Genomic DNA, 18,732 nt, shown 5'->3' with positions numbered 1-18,732 from the left:
ATCTCCTGAATGAGGTGTTCGGGTCGAATTATGAAAGGTTTTTGTAGCGCCCGTCCCCGCGCGAGCCTTGGACAGGGCAAGCCGACTATTGTAGCGAGGTTATGTGGTCGGCAGGGTCAGGCGGAAAATCCAGGGTGTTACGGGGCCGTACAAGGCCCGATCTGAGCAGGCCCGAAACGTCCCCGAGGCGGCTTTGGGACAATATTGGGGACGCCAGGAATCGCTACTCAATCCCGCGTGCCCGGTCAGCCGCGAACTTGGCGCGCCAGGCCTGGAATGTGCCTGCGGCGATGGCTTCGCGCATTTCGCCCATGATGGTCAGGTAGAAATGCAGGTTATGCAGCGTGTTCAGGCGTGCGCCGGTGATTTCGTTGGCCCGCTGCAGATGATGCAGATAGGCGCGCGAGAAATGGGCGCAGGTGTGGCAGGCGCAGCTCGGGTCCAGCGGCCGGGTGTCGTCACGGTATTTGGCGTTGCGGATTTTGATGTCGCCGTAACGAGTAAAGAGCCAGCCATTGCGGGCGTTGCGCGTAGGCATGACGCAATCGAACATGTCGACGCCACGCGATACGCCCTCGACCAGGTCCTCGGGGGTACCTACGCCCATCAGGTAGCGTGGTGCGTGTGTGGGCAGGCGCGGGGTGACGTGCGCCAGGATGCGCATCATGTCTTCCTTGGGCTCGCCTACCGACAGGCCGCCGATGGCGTAGCCATGGAAACCGATATCTGTCAGGCCGGCCAGAGACTCGTCGCGCAACGATTCGTACATGCCACCCTGCACAATGCCGAACAGAGCATTGGGATTTTCGAGGCGGTCGAATTCCTCGCGCGAGCGGCGTGCCCAGCGCAAGGACATGCGCATCGAGCGGGCGGCTTCTTCGGTCGTGGCGGGACGGCCATCGATCTGGTAGGGCGTGCACTCGTCGAACACCATGACGATGTCAGAGTTCAGCGAGCGCTGAATCCGCATGGATTCTTCGGGCGTCAGGAACAGCTTGGCGCCGTCGATGGGCGAGGCGAATTTCACGCCTTCTTCGGTGATTTTGCGCATGCCCTGCAGGCTGAACACCTGGAAACCGCCCGAATCGGTCAGGATCGGCTTGTCCCATTGCATGAATCCGTGCAGGCCGCCGTGACGATCCAGGATGTCTGTCCCAGGGCGCAGCCACAGGTGAAAGGTGTTGCCCAGCACGATTTGCGCGCCGATTTCCTTGAGCTCGTGCGGCAGCATGGCTTTGACGCTGCCGTAGGTGCCCACCGGCATAAAAATGGGGGTCTCGACTACCCCGTGGTTCAGGGTGACGCGGCCGCGGCGGGCTTGGCCGTCGGTCGCCAGGAGTTCGAAATTCAGTCCAGTCATGGTCAGGCAGAGGGGGATTCGATGAACATTGCGTCGCCATAGCTGAAAAAGCGATAGCGTTGGGCGACGGCATGGGTATAGGCGCGGCGGATGGGCTCGACGCCGGCCAAGGCGGACACCAGCATGAGCAGTGTCGATTGCGGCAAATGGAAATTGGTGACGAGCGCGTCCACGACCCGATAGCGATAGCCCGGGGTGATGAACAGGCGGGTGTCGCCCTGAATGGGGGCCAATGGCGCGTCGGGACCGGCCGGGTTCTGGGCGGCGGCGGACTCCAGGGCGCGCACGCTGGTAGTGCCTACGGCGATCACGCGCCCGCCCTGGGCACGAGTACGTGCAATGGCGTCAATCACAGGTTGGCCGACGGTGTACCACTCGGCATGCATGATGTGATCGGTCAGGTTCTCGACACGCACGGGCTGAAACGTGCCGGCGCCGACGTGCAGTGTGACAAAGGCGCGGTCGACGCCCAGTTCCGCGACGCGGTCCAGCATGGCCTGGTCAAAGTGCAGCCCGGCCGTTGGCGCGGCGACAGCCCCCGGTTCGCGGGCATAGACGGTCTGATAGCGGTCTTCGTCGGTGGCGTCGGCTGCGTGGGTGATGTAGGGCGGCAGGGGCGTAGCGCCGTGGGCGTCCAGCAAGTCCAGGACGGGAGCCGGAAATTGCAGGTCAAAGAGCTCGCCCTCCCGGCCCAGCACCGTTACATCAAAGGCATCGGCCAGACGTAGCGTCGTGCCTGGCCCAGGCGATTTGCTGGCGCGCACGTGGGCCAGCGCACGCTGTGGTTCGACGATGCGCTCGACCAGGACCTCGACTTTGCCGCCGGTGGCCTTTTGGCCAGTCAGCCGGGCCTTGATGACGCGGGTGTCGTTGAACACCAGCAGGTCGTTCGGGCGCAGCAAATCGGCCAGATCGAGGAACTGGCGATCATGGAGCGCGCCTGTTGCATCCAAATGGAGCAGGCGGCTGCCGTCGCGCTGTGCCGCAGGCGTCTGGGCAATCAGCTCGGGCGGTAATTCGTAATCGAAGTCGGAAACAGTGAGGGTCGAGGACACGCGATGCAATTCAAGTAAAGCGCCAGGGATCGCCGCCCGATTGGGGGGGCGGAGGGCGCGGACAGGGCCATATTGTAAGTGCCTGGCCGCGCATCCTCTAATGGCGCCATCCCGCCGGCCCTTTCGTGGTTCATCCGCTGTGCACTGATCGCGGGCCGGTCGCACGTTCTTTTCGTCGGTGGTCGAGTGCTCGAGTCTCTATTCTGTTGCTGCCACCCCACCAGATCGCATGGACGCGCTGACGCTACAGCCACTTGTCAATCAGGTTCGGTATGCTTGCGTTTTTGAACATCATCGGCATGGCGGCGGGCACAGCATGACAGGACAGGCGGACAAGCGACACGGGCGACTCAAACGATGGTTCGTGGCGTGCGCACTGTTGGGGGCGGCGGCCATGGCGCAGGCGCAGGATGTCATGCCCGATGATCTGACGCGAGCCTGGAAAGCATCGGGGTTGCCCGGCACCTCACTGTCGTTGGTCGTGCAAGAGCTCGGCGGCCAGCGCATGGTGGCGATCAACGCCAACGAGCCACGCAATCCCGCATCGGTTATGAAGCTGGTGACTACCTGGTCCGCCTTGTCGGAACTGGGGCCGAATTATGTCTGGCGTACGGATTTTCTGTTGGAGCCAGGCGCCGGGCCGGATACCCATGGCGCGTTGCGTGGTCCCCTGTATTTGCGGGCGGGGGGAGACCCGTATTTGCTGATACAGGATATGTGGACGCTATTGCGGGAGCTGCGCCTGCGCGGGGTCAAACAGATCGGCGATCTGGTGATCGACCGCAGTATTTTTGGCAACGTGGCGACGGATCCCGGCGCCTTTGACGGTGCGCCGGATCGTGCTTATAACGCCAGTCCCGATGCGCTGATGGTGGGATTCGGCGCCTTGCGCCTGCTGTTCACGCCCGACCAGGCGGCCCAGAAATGGGTGCCGATCATCGATCCTCCGTTGCCGGGCATACGGCTGGAAGGACAGGTGGGTTGGAGCACGGCGCGCTGTCCCGGCCCTCCTGTGGTGACGACAGATCCCGTGCTGACGCAGCAAGGCGTCTCGATCCGCCTGGGCGGCACGGTGGCGGGGTCTTGCGGGGAATTCAGCTTGTACCGCTTGGCGCTGTCACAACCGGAGTTCAGCGAGTCGCTATTCCGCCAGCTGTGGCGCGAGCTGGGCGGGACTTTCAAGGGGAAAATCCGTGCCGGCACGGTGCCTGCCGATGCGGTGGTGCTGGCCTCGCACGAGTCTCCGTCGTTAGGCGAAGCCATTCGCCAGATCAATAAACGAAGCAATAACGTGATGGCCCGCACGGTGTTGCTGACCTTGGGGGCAGAGCGCGGCACGCGGCCGGCGACCACGCAGACCAGTGAGGCGGTAGCCAAATCGGTGTTGTCGTCCCAGGGGCTGAATATGCCTGAGCTGGTCATGGATAATGGGGCAGGCCTGTCGCGCGACGCGCGGGTGTCGGCCGAAAGCCTGGCATCCATGTTGACGCTGGCCTGGCAATCGCCGTTGATGCCCGAATATCTGTCTTCACTGTCGATTGCTGGCGTGGATGGCACCATGCGTCGGCGGTTGAAAGGGGAGGAAACCATCGGCATGGCTCATCTGAAGACGGGCTCGTTGCGCGACGTACGCGCCGTGGCGGGCTATGTGCTGGGCGCCAGTGGCAAGCGCTATGTCGTGGTCAGCATCGTCAATGATCCCAATGCGGCAGCGGTACGAAAATTCGATGATGCGTTGATCGCTTGGTTGGCGGCCAAATAAATCAATGGCGCCAGCCGTTGCGTCCAGTTGTATCTCTTGACCAGGTTACGCCCATCGAGCCGTCCCATTGACCGCATGATCGGCAGTGGCGTGGAGGGGGCATAGAAACGAACGGCGTCGGCTGGCAGCGGCGGCGTCATCAACAAATAGCGCACTCAGAGGCGGCAGCGCGACCTTGTAGCGCTAAAATTCATTTTGTTTTGACTTGGCCGCCTTGCTGCCCATTGTTTTTGGAGACTTCCGCACATGCCCGTGCACGAAATCCGTCATCCGCTGATTCGCCACAAGCTCGGCATCATGCGTCGTGCTGACCTCAGCACCAAGAGCTTTCGCGAGTTGTCTCAAGAAGTCGGCGCTTTGCTGACCTATGAGGCGTCCAAAGATCTGCCTTTGGCGGCCGCGACGGTCGAAGGCTGGTGCGGTACGGTCGAGGTCGAGAAAATCGCCGGCAAGAAAGTCACCGTAGTGCCGATTCTGCGTGCCGGCATCGGCATGCTGGATGGGGTGTTGAGCCTGATACCCGGCGCCAAGGTCAGTGTCGTTGGCGTTGCCCGCAACGAGGAAACGCTGCAGGCGCACACGTATCTGGAGCGCCTGGTCGGGGAATTGGATCAGCGCCTGGCGCTGATCGTCGATCCCATGTTGGCCACGGGCGGCTCGATGGTGGCGACGATCGATATGCTCAAACGCGCCGGCTGTCGCGAGATCCGCGCCTTGGTTCTGGTGGCCGCACCGACCGGTATTAAAGCGGTATTGGACCGCCATCCCGATGTGCATATCTACACTGCGTCGATCGACCAGGGATTGAACGAAAACGGCTATATCATGCCGGGCCTGGGGGATGCGGGCGACCGGATCTTTGGTACGAAGCAAAAAGCAGAATAAGAAATAGGCCGCGCCGCCGGCAGCTTCGGCGGACAGTTGGCCAGCTTGTATATCGCTGGTTCCTATCAATGACATTGGCACCCGTGACCGGTGCTGATGCCGACGCGCAGAGACGGCCCTCGCGACAGGCCACTGCCAGCCTGATTGAGGCTAGCCCAGTCGCCTTAACAAAAAAACGGCATTGGGCGAGGCGGGTGCGCTGTACCCGCACCCCCCAGCGTCATGTCAGGCCGCCAACGCCTCTCGCTGGCCTTCCTCGTAGCGGCCAAACCAATGCAATTGGCGGGCGAGTCCGGCGACTTCTCCTATCACCAACAATGCAGGCGCGCGCACGTTGTGGCTGCGTGCCACGGCGGCGAGCTCATCCAGGCGGCCGGTGATGACCCGCTGCTCGGGGCGGCTGCCGTTTTCGATCAAGGCGAATGGCGTCGCGGCAGAACGGCCGTGGCTGATCAGCCGGGTAGATAACGTTTCCAATTGCCCGACGCCCATATAGAACGCCAAGGTCTGGTGTTCGCGAGCCAGCCCGGCCCAATCCAGCGTGTCTTCGTCTTCGCGGCAATGGGCGGTGACCAGGCGTACGGATTGCGCATGGTCACGATGGGTGAGAGGGATGCCGGCATAGGCTGCACAGGCCAGCGCCGCTGTGATGCCGGGTACGACTTCGTAGCGGATGTGGTGTGCGCGCAGATATTCCAGTTCCTCACCGCCGCGTCCGAAAATGAATGCATCGCCGCCTTTGAGGCGCACGACGCGCCGGCCGGCCTGCGCATGTTTGACCAGCAGGGCATGAATACGGGATTGCGTAGCGTTGTGGTCTTCGCCGAGCAGTTTGCCCACGGAGACGCGATCGGCATCGCGACGCGCCAAGGCCAGCACAGCAGGGCTGACCAGACGGTCGTACAGGATGACATCGGCCTCGTTGAGAGCGCGTAAGGCCTTGAGGGTCAGCAGGCCAGGGTCGCCAGGACCCGCGCCGACCAGCACGACGCTGCCTTGGCTGGCAGGTTGCGGACTGTCGAGCTCGGCCTTGAGCACGCGTTCGGCTTCGGCGGGTTGTTGTTGGCGCAGCAGGCTCGCGACAGGGCCGTCCAGCAGCCAGTCATAGAACCGCCGGCGCTGTTTCAGGTCAGGGCGGCGTTCGCGGATACGCGGACGATGGCGAGCGGCCAATGCGGCCAGAGATCCCAACGAATGATCGAACAGTGACTCTATCCGTTCGCGCAGGCGGCGCGCCAGCACGGGCGCTACGCCGGACGACGAAATCGCCACGATCAAGGGGGAGCGGTCGACGATGGACGGGACTTGAAACGACGATAGCTCCGCATCGTCTACGACATTGCTGAAAATGCGGCGGGCTTCGGCAGCCTCGGACACTGCCGCATTGACTGACCGGTCGTCAGTGGCGGCAACGACCAGCCACGCCTCGTCCAGCCACGCGGGTTGAAACTCGCCCTTGAATACGCGAATGCGGCCTTGGTCGGCCAGCTCGGCCAGTTCCGGCACGAGTTCAGGCGCGCCAACCTGCACATCGGCCGATGCCTCTAACAGCACCTGGACCTTGCGCGCAGCGACTTCGCCGCCGCCGACTACCAGCACGCGGCGACCTTGTAGATCGGCAAATAAGGGGAAAAGCTTCATGAAATGATCAGCCTGGCGGGACGGACCCGCGTACATCGAGAATCATAGGGACAAGCAATACATCCCTACAACTTTTGATTTATTGGATTGATATAGCTAGAAGTGATTAGTCGTCGATATCAAGCCTCGGTTTAGCCAAAAGATGCAAGATTCATGCCATTGAGACGGGTGTGTGCCCGATTTGGCGCCTGCGCTGTCCTGGTGCATGGCTGTCCAGGAAGATGCCCCTTCGTGGGGCAATAAGCACTGCCGTGGTGCCGGAGCCGGCGCCATGTACGGTATGGGTTTGCCGCCAGCGAGATGCTGAGGGTTCAGCATGGCCGATCGGCGATAGGACAGGTTTCGGGTCCAGCAGAAGTCTTTCTCTGGTCTTGCACACAGCGCGAATTAAACACGGCTTGAAACGTGGAAATCAGACAAACGGTGTAGCATCCAGATGTCATATTTCAGTCTGGAGTCCCGGTGGCGGCACGATATCTTTCTTTCCTGATTCTGGCGGGTTGCGCCAGTCTGACGGCGCCCGCGATGGCCGGCGTGTGCGATGCGCGGTTTATGCACGACGGCGGGGCGGTGCAACTGACGGGGTCCGGCAATTTAAAACTGGGCGCCGATTTGACGTTTGCCGAAGTGTCCAAAACGGATTCGGCCAACTGCCGTGCGCGGGTGCAAGGCACGGCGTTGTTCAGCTATGCCGGTTTGCCGGCGAGCCAGTCCAAGCTGGACTATCTGATGACGATCAAACAAGGCCAGGCGAGCTTTGTGCGCTATGCCCAGGCAGGTGAACAGCCTGCGTCGCAAGGGCAATTCGATCTGCGCATGTTGGGCTTGTTTGCCTACGATGGCGCTATCACCGGGCAGGGGCAGCGCATGCCGGGCGCGACGTATCGATTGAACATCGGCAAAGAGGCGCCGGTTGGCGGGCAGCCCAGCACGGTGGTACGCATCGGCGAGAAAACTGTCGGCGCCAAATCCACGCTCGACACCGCCTTGGGGCGTCAATCATGCTGGCCGATCCGTTATACGCGCGATACCGACCCCACGATGGCGACGTTCAAGGGGCTGACCTTGCCGATACCCGGCATGAATACTACGGTCACCGATTGGTTTTGTCCCGCAGTGAATCTGGTCATGCGGCAGGACATCGATCAGGGCGGAGTGAAGTCCGCGGTGGAAATTACCCAAGTCAAATAAAAACCGGGCTTGTGAACCAAGCCATGTGCCCATAGGTATATATCGTCATGTCATAGTTGCCTGGCTGCGAGAGTCGCAACAGGCTGGTATGATGAACCTGTCATCGACCTTACTCATAGGGAGCTTTTATGCCTACACGACGTTCCGAGGAAGCCGCTAAAGAAAAACTCATCGATAGCGTGAAAAGCAGCCTGAGCGATGCCGAAGACCTGTTGCGCGAGGCAGCGTCCAGTTCCGGCGACAAGGCCTCCGAATTGCGCGACCGCGCATTGGCCTCGCTGAAACGCACGCGCGAGGCGCTGTACGACGCGCAAGACGCCGTACTGGAACGTGGCCGCAAGGCCGCACGCGCGACCGATGATTATGTGCACGACAATCCCTGGCAAGCCATCGGCGTTGCAGGCGTGACCGGCCTGCTGCTTGGTTTGCTGATCGCTCGCCGATAAAGGCACGGGCCGGCCTTCAGGCTGGCCTGGTCCTATTTATGGGCTTGCGGACTTCTGTATCCAGCGTGGCCAGCAGCCTGGTAGGGATGCTGCGCACGCGCCTGGAATTATTCTCCCTCGAGGCGGCCGAAGAAAAAACGCGGTTGATCAAGCTATTGGGCTCGGCATTTGCCGCGTTGCTGTTTTTGACGCTGGCGGTACTGGTGTTCACGGTCACCATCGCGGTGGCGTTCTGGCCTACAGAAAATCGTTATGTAGCGCTGGGGCTGTTGGCCGCGATATATGCCTTGATCGGTCTCGTATTGCTGCTGTCGATACGCCGTCAATTGCTGTTCGGCCCCATGCCTTTTGCGGCGACGGTCGAGGAGCTCGGCCGTGACGCCGAGTTGCTGGATCGTGTTCGCGCCGCACAGGATGAGGCCGAACAAGCCGAGCAAGACGAACGTGACGAGAGAGCCGAACAAGAGGCGCGCGCCTCGCGTGCCCGGCAGGCGGCGGCTCGGCGAGCACGGAGCTGACCTATGGCGAAACCCACGACTGCTGTTGACCGTGCCGTTCGCATTGAATTGCTGCGTGCCCGGGCGGCGCTCGAACGAGAGTCGCTGGCGCACGATATTGTGTCGACGACCCGCTCGCTCAGGCCCGGCAATCTGGTCAAGCGTTGGCTGCCGAGTTTGACGCAGGGCAATCTGTCCAAACTGTTATGGCAGGGCTTTACGCTGGCCCGGCGCTACCCTTTTGTCAGTTCCACGCTTTCCGCCCTGGTCATGGGACGCGGCAAGCGCTCGGGTTTGATCAAGCTGGCGGGGGGCGCGTTGTTGGGTTGGCAGGCCTTCAAGGCCTGGCGCGATTCACGTGGGACGTCATCGTCTGATGCCGAGGATCACGTCAGTCCGTCTGGTGGACGGGTGAGGCAGGACGATCAGGACTGATTTCCGATACCGGAGTGCTTGTACGCACCCGTTTTGTCGGATGATGCCGGATTCAGCCAGTGCTTTGTTGCACTGGCTCGCGCGATTCACGGTGCTGTTACTACAGCCCCAATTCACCCCATATCGCATCCACGCGTTGTTTGACGTCTTGATCCATGGTGATCGGCCGGCCCCATTCTCGGTCGGTTTCACCCGGCCATTTATTGGTGGCGTCCAGCCCCATCTTGCCACCCAGGCCGGATACCGGCGAGGCGAAATCCAGATAATCGATCGGCGTGCGCTCGACCATGACGGTATCGCGCACCGGGTCCATGCGGGTTGTGATCGCCCAGATGACCTCTTTCCAGTCGCGTACGTCGATGTCTTCGTCCACGACGACGATGAATTTGGTGTACATGAATTGGCGCAGCACGCTCCAGATGCCAAACATGATGCGCTTGGCGTGTCCGGCGTATTGCTTGCGTATCGAGACCACGGCCAATCGATAGCTGCAACCCTCTGGCGGCAGATAAAAATCGACGATTTCCGGGAATTGGCGGCGCAATAACGGCACAAAGACTTCATTCAGCGCGACCCCCAAAACCGCCGGCTCGTCCGGCGGTTTGCCCGTGTAGGTCGAGTGATAGACCGGGTTGCGGCGCATGGTGATGCGATCCACCGTAAAGACGGGGAACCAGTCTTGCTCGTTGTAGTAGCCCGTATGGTCGCCATACGGGCCCTCGAGCGCCATCTCGTAGCCCGTGTCGGGTGGCGGCGAGACCCCGTCAGGGATCGTGGGCGCAACAGCACGCGGATCCGTAGCGGGCAGCAAGTGGCCCTCCAGGACGATTTCGGCCCAGGCCGGTACCGAGAGCTCGCTGCCGATGGCTTGGGCGACTTCTGTGCGCGAGCCGCGCAGCAGGCCGGCGAATTGATATTCGGACAGGCTGTCCGGGACGGGGGTGACGGCCCCCAGGATCGTGGCCGGGTCTGCTCCCAAGGCGACCGCGACGGGAAAGGGCGTACCTGGATAGGCGCGCGCGTGCTCACGAAAATCCAGCGCGCCGCCGCGATGCGACAGCCAGCGCATGATCAATTTGTTGGGCGCGATCGGCTGTTGGCGATAGATGCCCAGATTCTGGCGCCGCGCATTCGGCCCCCGGGTGACGACCAGCCCCCAGGTCAAGAGCGGCGCTACATCGCCGGGCCAGCAGGTTTGCAGCGGCAGCCGGCTCAGGTCCACGTCCGCGCCTTCCCAGACGATTTCCTGGCAGGCCGGGCTGCGCACGCGTTTGGGCGCCATGTCCCAGAGAGCGGATTTCAGCATGGCGACTTTGCCGAAGGCGTCACGCAGGCTGCGCGGGGCCTCGGGCTCGCGTAGCGAGGCCAATAGTTCGCCGGTCTCGCGCAGGGCACTGACGTCCTCGGCCCCCATGCCCCACGCGACGCGCTTGGGCGTGCCAAACAGGTTGGCCAGCACCGGAATCTCGGCTCGCGTGCCATTGTGGACGGCATTTTCGAACAGCAAAGCAGGCCCTTCGGCGCGCAAAACGCGATCGGCGATCTCAGTTATTTCAAGATGTGTCGATACTGGCGTGGCAATGCGTTTGAGCTCACCGCGCTGCTCCAGTTGCTGTAAAAAGTCTCTCAGGTCACGGTATTTCACTACAGATCCAGGTCAATTCGTTACATTTTAAAGTCAGAACAGAGGTTAACATCCAGGCCTCTTCTTTATCACGCAGGAGGTCACCATGCCCGATGCGTCAGTGGCAGGTCTGTTCCGTCAGTCCGCCCAAGGAGTGCACCACCGTCTTGCTGAATGGTTGCGTATCTGCTGTACCTATCTGGGTATTGCCGTCATTGTCACCATAAGTATGAGCCTCGCTTTGCCCGGTTTGCGCGACCAGGCCCTGCAGGTGCACAAAGCCTTGTTGACCGCTTTAGCGCCTACATCCGTGCCGTCCGGTTCGCTAGCCGATACCAGTGACGATCCCCTCTATGACACCCCTTCAGCGGTAGCCATGGCGATTCCCGCTGCGCCGTCCAGTAATGCCACCGGCTTTCTGGGCCCACTGCGTAGCGAGCTGCCTCCGGCTCCGCCTAAAAAGGTGTTACGTACTGCCGTGTCCGGCCCGCAGGCCGAGGCGCTGCGCAACTATATCTCGCGCAAGTACCGTGTGGCCTATGACGCGACCGGTGTCTTGGTCAATACAACGTATCGTGTTGCACGCGAAAAAGATCTGGATCCGCTATTGCTGTTGGCGGTCATCGCGATCGAATCCCGCTATAACCCCTTTGCGGAAAGCTCGGTGGGCGCGCAGGGCCTGATGCAGGTCATGACGCGTGTGCACCAGGATAAATTCGATAAATTGGGCGAGGGCGCCAGCGCACTCGATCCGATCTCGAATATCCGCGTCGGCAGCACCATCCTGAAAGACTGCATCACGCGTCGCGGATCGGTGGAGGGCGGCTTGGCCTGCTATGTGGGGGCGACAGGTCCCAGCGATGGCGGCTATGGCGCCAAGGTTCAGGCCGAGCGTCGCCGGTTGGCCTTGGCTGCCGGGATCGCGTTAGCACGCGATTGATCGACGGTCTGCGCTCAGTTCGTGTCCACGCCGCCGATCTGCTGCACCAGGTTCTTCCATTTTTGGGTGTCCTCACGCAGATAGGCGTTGTAGTCCTGTGGCGTGTTCATCACCATGCGTCCGCCCTGTTTGATGATGCTTGCATTAAAGGCAGGGTCGGCGCTGGCCTGTTTCAGGGCTTGATACAGCGTGTTCACGGCGGACGCGGGTGTGCCTGCGGGCGCCAGCAGGCCAAACATGGTTCCTATCTCGATATCCAGCCCTTTTTCGGCAAAGGTAGGCACGTCGGGCTGCACCGGCAATCGCTGGTCGCTGGCGACGGCCAATGCCTTGAGCGCACCGGCGGCGAGCTGGCCCTGGGCCGAGATATACGTGGTGAACGTCATCTGCACTTGGCCGGCTAGTACGTCGGCCAGCGCCGGCGCCGCGCCCGAGTAGGGGATGTGCACCATGTCCAGCTTCGCCGCGCGCTTGAACATCTCGCCTGCCAGATGCGGCGCGCCGCCTGCCCCGCTGCTCGAGAAATTGAGCTTGCCTGGGTGGGCTTTGCCATAGTCCATCAGACCTTGCAGCGTATCGCCGGCAAAGCCTGATTTGGTCACCAGCATCATGGGCGCGAATGCCACCATGGTGATGCCGGTGAAGTCCTTTACCGGATCGTAGGGGGTGTGCGCAATGACGGCAGGGTTGAGCGTGAGGTTCGTGCTGGTAAAGAGCAGCGTGTAGCCGTCGGCCGCTGCACGCGCCGCCGCCTCGGCGCCGATATTGCCGCTGGCGCCGGCGCGGTTCTCCACGATGACAGGCTGCTTGAGCGCCTGGCTCAAGCGTTCCGCCGTACTGCGGGCCAGAATGTCGGTGCTGCCGCCGGGCGCCCAAGGAACAATGATTTTGATGGGCTTGTCGGGATAGGCAGCGTGCGCCGATGTGCCGGTAATCGTTACGCCCAGAATGGCCGCGCATAAGTACGCCAGAGTGTGGCGCCGGGTAGTTCTCATGTCGATCTCCTCCAGGGCATGGATGCCCTTGTTTATGGATGGCGTTCATTGTGCGCGGAGGGGCGTGCGATAAAGAAGGGCGCACGTTCGAATGCCGATTTCGAGAATTTCGAAAACTCCGAGGCACTGGCACTTTCAAGATTAGTGAATCCTGTCTTCATGTTCTTGCCATGTTTGACCTGCGTTGTTATGGGCAAAATGGCAAAAAATGAGGAAGGAGACATTCACTATGCATCGAATCAGTCGTGCTTTTTCGCGAATACTGCTGGTAGGCGGTTTGGTGGCGTTGTCGGCCGTGAACCCCAGCATGGCCAGCTATCCCGAAAAGCCGCTTAAATTGATTGTGGGCTTTCCCGCTGGGGGAGCGTCCGACGTGGCGGCACGCGCGGTAGCCGAGAAGATGAGCCGCTTGTTGGGCCAGCCGATCGTGGTCGAAAACAAGGCTGGTGCTGCCAGCAATATCGCGTCGGATTTCGTGGCGAAGTCGACGCCCGATGGCTATACGGTGTTGTTTGGAACGATCTCGTTGGCGGTAAATCCCAGTCTGTACCGCAGCCTCAGTTACGATCCGCTCAAGGATCTCATGGCCGTCTCGCAGGTGGCATCCACGCCTTTTATGTTGGTGACCAACACCAGCACGCCTTATCGTTCTGTCGGAGATCTTGTGGCAGCGGCCAAAGAGGCTGGCGATAAGCCTTTGCAATTCGCCAGTGCGGGCAACGGATCGGGCGCGCATCTGTTTACCGAATTATTTGCCGAGCAAGCCGGCATCAAGCTGCAGCACGTGCCATATCGTGGTGCAGCGCCAGCCATGGCTGACGTGTTGGGTGGCCATGTGCCCATCACATTTGACAATATGGTCACTACTCTGCCTCTGATCAAGAGCGGGCAACTGCGTGCGCTGGCCATTAGCACCAAGACTCGTTCATCAGCCGTGCCTGATGTACCGACGCTGGCCGAGTCGGGTGTGCCGAATTACGACGCTACGGCCTGGTTCGGTTTGTTTGTGTCCGCAGGGACACCCACTGATGTGGTGGCAAAGCTCAGCGATGCCGCTCGCCAGGCTGCGCAGGATCCCGACGTGAAAGCGAAGCTCGACAGCTTGGGCTGCGTGGCAATAGGTTCGACACCGGGCGAGTTCGACGCGTTCTTCAAGTCCGAGGTCGACAAATGGGCACAAGTGGTCAAACGGGCCAATGTGCAGCTCGATTAGCTATTCTCCGACATAGGACATCATGAAAATCTGGCATCAAAGCTTTACGGTTCTGAGTGATCTGGGCGCATACAACGACGCCCTCAAGCAGCATTTCGCTCGCGTGGCGCGCCCGGACACCGAGATTGTGATGCATGGCATGCAACCGGGCACGTATCGCAGCAACTATCCGGGCTCGGATATTCGACACGCGGCCTTTCAGTATGTACACGGTCTGCAGTTCATGGCGGCGGCGGTCAAAGCCCAGCAAGAGGGCTACGATGTGTACGCCCTGAGTACCTTGCCTGAGCCGGCGCTGCGTGAGATTCGCGCGCTGGTGGATATCCCCGTGGTGGGTTATGGCGAATCTGCCATGTTGACGGCCTGCATGCTGGGCCGGAAGTTCGGCGTGCTGTTGTTCATCGATGATATGGACGAGCTCATTACGGAGAACGCGCTGCGGCATGGGCTGGAGTCGCGCTTCGCAGGTGCGCAGCCGGTGGGGTTCACGTTCAATGATGTGCTGGCGGCCTTCGAGGATCCTTCCGAGTTGATCGAGACCTTTCGTGATTCCGCACGAAAACTGATTGCGCGTGGCGCCGATGTGATCATTCCCGGCGAGGCGCCCATGAATGTCTTGTTGGCTCGCAATGGGGTGTCCGAGGTCGATGGCGTGCCCGTGCTGGATTCGCTGGCGACATGGGTCAAGCAGGCGGAGACCTTAGGGGACCTGCATCGACTGTGCGGCATCAAGGCCTGCCGCAAGGGCTACTACCATCGCCTGCCCGATCCAGAACGGGTCAACGAGATTTTTTCGTTTTACGGTCTGAACCGATTGGAACAATCGTCTTGATATCGGGACGGCGGCGCGAGTCGAAGACTTCGAGCAGAAAGTCGACGAACGTCCGCACTTTAGGCGCCGCGAAGCGTGATTTCACCGTGACGGAGTGAAAGGTGCGCTTGGCGGTGTCCCATTCCGAAAATATGGGCGTGAGCTTGCCTTCGTCGATCAATTGGGCAACAAAAATATCCAGCACGCAGATCAATCCACGACTTTGCAGTGCGCAGTGGATCAACGACTCTGTGTTGTTAAAGCTCAATGGCCCCTGCGGGCGCACTACGACTTCTTCGTCACCTCGCGTAAAGACCCAGGGGTTGGGAGTATGGCCGCCTTCTGGAAACAGGCCCAGGCATAGCGTAGGGTCCAGATCGTTTGGCGAGACGGCATGCAGCGAGTTCACCAGTGCGGGTGTGCCGCACACGAGATACTTTGCTTCATAGATAGGGCGGCCCACCAGATCGGCGTCTTCCACCTTGTCCATGCGTATGGCCACATCGGTGGCGTGTTCAATCAGATTGTGTGGCGAGTTGGTGAGTGTCAGCGCCACCGACAACCCCGGATAACGATGCGAAAACTCGACCAATGCCGGGCAGAGCAGATTCTGGCCGATGGCGAAGGGGGCCTCCACGCGCAGGTGGCCGCTGATGTCGGCCGTACGCGTTGTGATCTCGGATTCGGCGCGCGCCACGTTGCGCAGAATTTCCTGGCAACGCGGCAGGAATAGTTGGCCTTCTTCGGTGAGGCGCAGATGGCGCGAGTTGCGCTGTATCAGCGTGGTGCCCAGGTGCTTTTCCAGATTGCGCAGGCTCGACGTGACAGTGGCATTGGCCAAGTCGAGCGACTCGGCGGCTCGAGATAGGCTGCCGCATTCCATCACTCGCACAAACACCTCCATGGCCCAAAGCTTGTCCATACGTCTCCTTTCGATTTTTTTAAATAGCGCATTAGGCGCCGATGTCTAACGCAAGCGCCGCCATAAGCCTAACCTAGCCGCTGCATTTAACGACGATGATACGGCGAAGCATCGGTATACGACAAAGGTGGAGAGCATGGAAGAACGTTTTGATGTAGTGGTGGCGGGGTGTGGCGTGGCTGGCCTGTCGGCCGCGGTGACCGCGGCGGAGCTGGGGCTGAAGGTAGCCGTGCTGGAGCGTGCCAGCCGCGAGGAGCGTGGGGGGCAAAGTCGGTATACCGAGGCCTATCTGCGGATGAAGGCGATCGACCAGGTGTCGGACGATTTCGAGACGCATCTGGCCGAGCACGCGGGCGTGTATATGGACCCGGATTTTGCGGCCGAGATGGGCGGTGATCGTGCGGGGTGGTCGCATGCGGCGCGTGCGCTGGCTTCGCCCGATCCCGAGCTCATCATGAGTTTCGCGGATCAGGTGCCCGGCACCATCGGCTGGTTGCAAGAGTTGGGTGTGAAGTTCGATTTTCTGCCCACTCAGTTCCTGACCAAGACGCAACCGCGTCTGTTGCCGGTCGGAGGCGGCGAGGCGCTGGTAGAGGCATTGGCGGCTCGCGCGGAGAGTTTGGGAGCGGTGTTTTTCTATTACACCACTGCCCGGAGTTTGTTACTCGACGAACGCGGCGAGGTGCAGGGATTGCACGCGTATCGCGCCAACGAAGGCGGTGTGCGTTTCCTGGGCAAGGTGGTGTTGGCCTGCGGTGGTTTTGAAGGCAACCCGGCCATGATGGCTCGCTATGTGGGCCCGCGTTCGGTGTATCTGCGTCCGGTGTGCAAGGGGGCGTATTTCAATCGCGGTGAAGGGATCGAGATGGCGCTGGACGCCGGCGCCGCGCCTTGCGGCGAGTTCGGCAGCTATCACGCCGAGCCGGTGGATCCGCGCTCGGGCGTGTCTGAACCCTCGATATTTATCTTCCCGTATGGGGTGTTGGTGAACAAGCGCGGCCAGCGCTTTACCGATGAGGCGCCGGGCACGGTGGATGCCTACTACGAGCGCGTGACACGGCGGATTTACGAGCAGGAAGAAGGCATTGCCTATGTGATCCTCGATCAGCGCGTCAAGGATGTGCCGAACTATCGCTTGGCCATTCGCACTGATCAACCCGCCATCGAGGCCGATAGCCTGGCAGCGCTGGGCGCGAAGCTGGGTATGCCGGCGGGCGAACTCGAAACGACGGTGGCGCGTTACAACGAGGCCTGCCCGGGTGAGGAGGGTTTCAAGCCATTGGAACTCGATGGCCTGGCGACTCGGGATTTGTCGCCCGTTAAATCGAATTGGTCGCGCCGCATTGATCAGGCACCGTTCATGGCCTATCCCATCATCTCGGCCAATGTCTTTACCTTTGGCGGCCTCAAGATCGATGCGTCGGGCCAGGTGCTGGACACCGATGGTAATCCTATGAAGAACCTCTACGCGGCAGGGGAAACCGTCGGCATGTACTACACCAACTATACCGGCGCTACATCCGTCCTCAAAGGGTTGGTGTTCGGCCGTTTGGCGGCGCAGCATATCGCGAATGCGCAATAGGGGCGGCCATGGTCGATGAGCCGATCTCGCTCAGTGCAGAACTGGCCCATGCACTGCTGCAAACATATCGGGCCGGCGTACCGGAGTCGATGCGGACCAAGACCCGTTTGCATATCGCCGACGCGATGGGGATTGGGTTGGCGGCGTGCGATACGGAGCTGGCGCGGCAAGTGGTGGCCGCGCAGCGTCTGGGTGCCGGAGACGGGCGTCATGGCTTGATCGGTGGCGGCCAGGTTTCGGCGCTGGCTGCCACGTTCGTCAACGCCGCGCTGATTCATATCCAGGATTACGACGACATTCATGACGCCGGCCGTCTGCATCCGTCCGCCTGCGTGATTCCGGCTGTGTTGGCCGCCGCCGCGTTGCGCGATGTGAATGACGAGGCAGTCATTGACGCCGTGGCGATCGGCAACGAGTTGATGTGCCGCCTCGGTACGGCATGCGCGCCGCAGGGCGAGGGCCCGGGCTCGGAATGGTTCCTCACGCAGCTATTCGGTTATCTGGGCGCGGCCATGGGAGCAGGGCTGGTACTGGGGTTGGACGCGCCAGCACTGGTGTCGTGTCTCGGGTTGGCCTATATGCAGCTTGCGGGCGGCAAGGAGGCGGGGTTCAGCACGGGCGCCACGGCGCGGGGCATCTATCCCGCCTTTGCCGCACAAGGTGGCCTGCAGGCTGCGCTGCTTGCCGAGGCTGGCGTGGCGGGGCCTGCCGGGGCGCTCGATGGCGAGGCGAGTATGTTCCGTCTTTACCTGGCGGGTGCATTGTCCAGCCGGCAGCGCCGCACGCTCTTGGATTTTTCGGTGTGGCACGCGGCGCAGGTCGATATCAAACCGTGGCCCAGTTGCCGTCTGTCGCATCCCTATGTGGCCGTGGCGTTGGCCGCGCGCGAGAGCTACGCACATCATCCGGCTGCGAGTGTTCGCGTCGCGGTAAATGCATCGGCTGGCCGATTATGCCGCCCGCTGGCTCAACGCCGGCGTCCGCGCACGCTGCAGGATGCCAAGTACAGCATCCCGTTCATGACGGCCTACGCGCTCGTGCATGGTGAACCGACTCTCAGTGGTTTTGCGCACGACGTGTTGCGCGATGGTGAGGTACTGGATGTGGCGGATCGCATCGAACTGGAGGACGGTCTGCCCGACAATCCCGGTCATCCGCAGGCTGTGCTCACGTTGATATCGGGTTCCCGGGTTTTGCATCGAGCCGTATTCGATCCGCTGGACCTGCAACTCGACACGCAGCGCGTACAAGCGAAGTTCGTCGATTGCCTGCGTCATGCAGGACGCGAGCGGGACACGCAAGCGCTGTGGCAAGCGTTGATGCAGGGCAAGGTCCAATCCGCGTTTTCATCCATTTGTGCATCATGAGAGGAT

At 61.3% G+C, this 18,732-nt stretch carries 17 protein-coding genes; 11 read left to right on the top strand and 6 right to left on the bottom strand.

Annotation, left to right across the window (positions count from 1 at the left end; translation table 11 throughout):
• Positions 1 to 223: 223 nt before the first annotated feature.
• Positions 224 to 1,360, bottom strand: coding sequence for a tRNA guanosine(34) transglycosylase Tgt (gene tgt, locus ACYVI2_RS07440; RefSeq protein ID WP_415821108.1), 1,137 nt, complete (start codon positions 1,358 to 1,360; stop codon positions 224 to 226).
• 2 nt (positions 1,361 to 1,362) lie between these two features.
• Positions 1,363 to 2,415 carry a tRNA preQ1(34) S-adenosylmethionine ribosyltransferase-isomerase QueA gene (queA, locus tag ACYVI2_RS07435; protein WP_415821109.1) on the bottom strand — a complete coding sequence of 351 codons (1,053 nt, stop codon included), beginning with the start codon at positions 2,413 to 2,415 and terminating at the stop codon, positions 1,363 to 1,365.
• Positions 2,416 to 2,731: 316 nt separating this feature from the next.
• On the opposite strand from queA, the gene dacB reads away from it, so the two are divergent.
• A complete protein-coding gene (gene dacB, locus ACYVI2_RS07430; RefSeq protein WP_460490286.1) occupies positions 2,732 to 4,177 on the top strand; it encodes a D-alanyl-D-alanine carboxypeptidase/D-alanyl-D-alanine-endopeptidase in 1,446 nt (481 codons plus the stop codon).
• A gap of 246 nt (positions 4,178 to 4,423) precedes the next feature.
• The gene (gene upp / locus ACYVI2_RS07425; protein WP_415821110.1) at positions 4,424 to 5,062 is read left to right on the top strand and encodes a uracil phosphoribosyltransferase; all 639 of its coding nucleotides are present in this window, start codon (positions 4,424 to 4,426) and stop codon (positions 5,060 to 5,062) included.
• Positions 5,063 to 5,287: 225 nt separating this feature from the next.
• Here the strand turns inward: upp and cysG are convergent, their stop codons facing one another.
• On the bottom strand, positions 5,288 to 6,703 hold the full coding sequence (gene cysG, locus ACYVI2_RS07420) for a siroheme synthase CysG (RefSeq protein WP_415821111.1): 1,416 nt from the start codon (positions 6,701 to 6,703) through the stop codon (positions 5,288 to 5,290).
• 525 nt (positions 6,704 to 7,228) lie between these two features.
• Here cysG and ACYVI2_RS07415 point away from each other — a divergent pair.
• From ACYVI2_RS07415 to ACYVI2_RS07400, 4 genes are all read left to right on the top strand, one after another.
• Positions 7,229 to 7,894: a hypothetical protein gene (locus tag ACYVI2_RS07415; RefSeq protein WP_415821148.1), complete on the top strand. Its 666-nt coding sequence runs from the start codon at positions 7,229 to 7,231 to the stop codon at positions 7,892 to 7,894.
• A 128-nt stretch (positions 7,895 to 8,022) separates the two neighbouring features.
• The gene (locus ACYVI2_RS07410; protein WP_415808683.1) at positions 8,023 to 8,340 is read left to right on the top strand and encodes an ElaB/YgaM/YqjD family protein; all 318 of its coding nucleotides are present in this window, start codon (positions 8,023 to 8,025) and stop codon (positions 8,338 to 8,340) included.
• Between the two features lie 38 nt (positions 8,341 to 8,378).
• On the top strand, positions 8,379 to 8,858 hold the full coding sequence (locus ACYVI2_RS07405; protein ID WP_415821112.1) for a phage holin family protein: 480 nt from the start codon (positions 8,379 to 8,381) through the stop codon (positions 8,856 to 8,858).
• Positions 8,859 to 8,861: 3 nt separating this feature from the next.
• A complete protein-coding gene (locus ACYVI2_RS07400; RefSeq protein WP_415821113.1) occupies positions 8,862 to 9,272 on the top strand; it encodes a hypothetical protein in 411 nt (136 codons plus the stop codon).
• Positions 9,273 to 9,372: 100 nt separating this feature from the next.
• On the opposite strand, the gene ubiD is transcribed toward ACYVI2_RS07400, so the two are convergent.
• The gene (gene ubiD / locus ACYVI2_RS07395; protein ID WP_415821114.1) at positions 9,373 to 10,917 is read right to left on the bottom strand and encodes a 4-hydroxy-3-polyprenylbenzoate decarboxylase; all 1,545 of its coding nucleotides are present in this window, start codon (positions 10,915 to 10,917) and stop codon (positions 9,373 to 9,375) included.
• 85 nt (positions 10,918 to 11,002) lie between these two features.
• On the opposite strand from ubiD, the gene ACYVI2_RS07390 reads away from it, so the two are divergent.
• Complete coding sequence (locus tag ACYVI2_RS07390; RefSeq protein ID WP_415821115.1) at positions 11,003 to 11,836, top strand: transglycosylase SLT domain-containing protein; 834 nt, start codon at positions 11,003 to 11,005, stop codon at positions 11,834 to 11,836.
• A gap of 14 nt (positions 11,837 to 11,850) precedes the next feature.
• Here the strand turns inward: ACYVI2_RS07390 and ACYVI2_RS07385 are convergent, their stop codons facing one another.
• Positions 11,851 to 12,831, bottom strand: coding sequence for a Bug family tripartite tricarboxylate transporter substrate binding protein (locus tag ACYVI2_RS07385; RefSeq protein ID WP_415821116.1), 981 nt, complete (start codon positions 12,829 to 12,831; stop codon positions 11,851 to 11,853).
• Positions 12,832 to 13,060: 229 nt separating this feature from the next.
• Here ACYVI2_RS07385 and ACYVI2_RS07380 point away from each other — a divergent pair, with 229 nt between their 5' ends.
• Both ACYVI2_RS07380 and ACYVI2_RS07375 read left to right on the top strand, forming a co-directional pair.
• A complete protein-coding gene (locus tag ACYVI2_RS07380) occupies positions 13,061 to 14,044 on the top strand; it encodes a tripartite tricarboxylate transporter substrate binding protein (protein ID WP_415821117.1) in 984 nt (327 codons plus the stop codon).
• 22 nt (positions 14,045 to 14,066) lie between these two features.
• On the top strand, positions 14,067 to 14,876 hold the full coding sequence (locus ACYVI2_RS07375) for an aspartate/glutamate racemase family protein (RefSeq protein WP_415821118.1): 810 nt from the start codon (positions 14,067 to 14,069) through the stop codon (positions 14,874 to 14,876).
• Here ACYVI2_RS07375 and ACYVI2_RS07370 read toward each other — a convergent pair.
• Complete coding sequence (locus tag ACYVI2_RS07370; protein ID WP_415821119.1) at positions 14,824 to 15,777, bottom strand: LysR family transcriptional regulator; 954 nt, start codon at positions 15,775 to 15,777, stop codon at positions 14,824 to 14,826. The two genes, ACYVI2_RS07375 and ACYVI2_RS07370, sit on opposite strands and share 53 nt — an antisense overlap.
• Positions 15,778 to 15,913: 136 nt before the next feature.
• Here ACYVI2_RS07370 and ACYVI2_RS07365 point away from each other — a divergent pair, with 136 nt between their 5' ends.
• Positions 15,914 to 17,359, top strand: coding sequence for an FAD-dependent oxidoreductase (locus ACYVI2_RS07365; RefSeq protein ID WP_415821121.1), 1,446 nt, complete (start codon positions 15,914 to 15,916; stop codon positions 17,357 to 17,359).
• Between the two features lie 8 nt (positions 17,360 to 17,367).
• Positions 17,368 to 18,726: an MmgE/PrpD family protein gene (locus ACYVI2_RS07360; protein WP_415821122.1), complete on the top strand. Its 1,359-nt coding sequence runs from the start codon at positions 17,368 to 17,370 to the stop codon at positions 18,724 to 18,726.
• Positions 18,727 to 18,732: the final 6 nt, after the last annotated feature.

The sequence above is a fragment of the Bordetella tumbae genome, from assembly GCF_054780995.1.
This window is presented reverse-complemented; position numbering and strand designations above follow the sequence as displayed.

Coding starts and splice junctions, on each gene's coding strand:
- tgt (WP_415821108.1), bottom strand. CDS start 1,360: ATGACTGGACTGAATTTCGAACTCCTGGCGACCGACGGCCAAGCCCGC.
- dacB (WP_460490286.1), top strand. CDS start 2,732: ATGACAGGACAGGCGGACAAGCGACACGGGCGACTCAAACGATGGTTC.
- upp (WP_415821110.1), top strand. CDS start 4,424: ATGCCCGTGCACGAAATCCGTCATCCGCTGATTCGCCACAAGCTCGGC.
- cysG (WP_415821111.1), bottom strand. CDS start 6,703: ATGAAGCTTTTCCCCTTATTTGCCGATCTACAAGGTCGCCGCGTGCTG.
- ACYVI2_RS07415 (WP_415821148.1), top strand. CDS start 7,229: ATGGCCGGCGTGTGCGATGCGCGGTTTATGCACGACGGCGGGGCGGTG.
- ACYVI2_RS07410 (WP_415808683.1), top strand. CDS start 8,023: ATGCCTACACGACGTTCCGAGGAAGCCGCTAAAGAAAAACTCATCGAT.
- ACYVI2_RS07405 (WP_415821112.1), top strand. CDS start 8,379: ATGGGCTTGCGGACTTCTGTATCCAGCGTGGCCAGCAGCCTGGTAGGG.
- ACYVI2_RS07400 (WP_415821113.1), top strand. CDS start 8,862: ATGGCGAAACCCACGACTGCTGTTGACCGTGCCGTTCGCATTGAATTG.
- ACYVI2_RS07390 (WP_415821115.1), top strand. CDS start 11,003: ATGCCCGATGCGTCAGTGGCAGGTCTGTTCCGTCAGTCCGCCCAAGGA.
- ACYVI2_RS07385 (WP_415821116.1), bottom strand. CDS start 12,831: ATGAGAACTACCCGGCGCCACACTCTGGCGTACTTATGCGCGGCCATT.
- ACYVI2_RS07380 (WP_415821117.1), top strand. CDS start 13,061: ATGCATCGAATCAGTCGTGCTTTTTCGCGAATACTGCTGGTAGGCGGT.
- ACYVI2_RS07375 (WP_415821118.1), top strand. CDS start 14,067: ATGAAAATCTGGCATCAAAGCTTTACGGTTCTGAGTGATCTGGGCGCA.
- ACYVI2_RS07370 (WP_415821119.1), bottom strand. CDS start 15,777: ATGGACAAGCTTTGGGCCATGGAGGTGTTTGTGCGAGTGATGGAATGC.
- ACYVI2_RS07365 (WP_415821121.1), top strand. CDS start 15,914: ATGGAAGAACGTTTTGATGTAGTGGTGGCGGGGTGTGGCGTGGCTGGC.
- ACYVI2_RS07360 (WP_415821122.1), top strand. CDS start 17,368: ATGGTCGATGAGCCGATCTCGCTCAGTGCAGAACTGGCCCATGCACTG.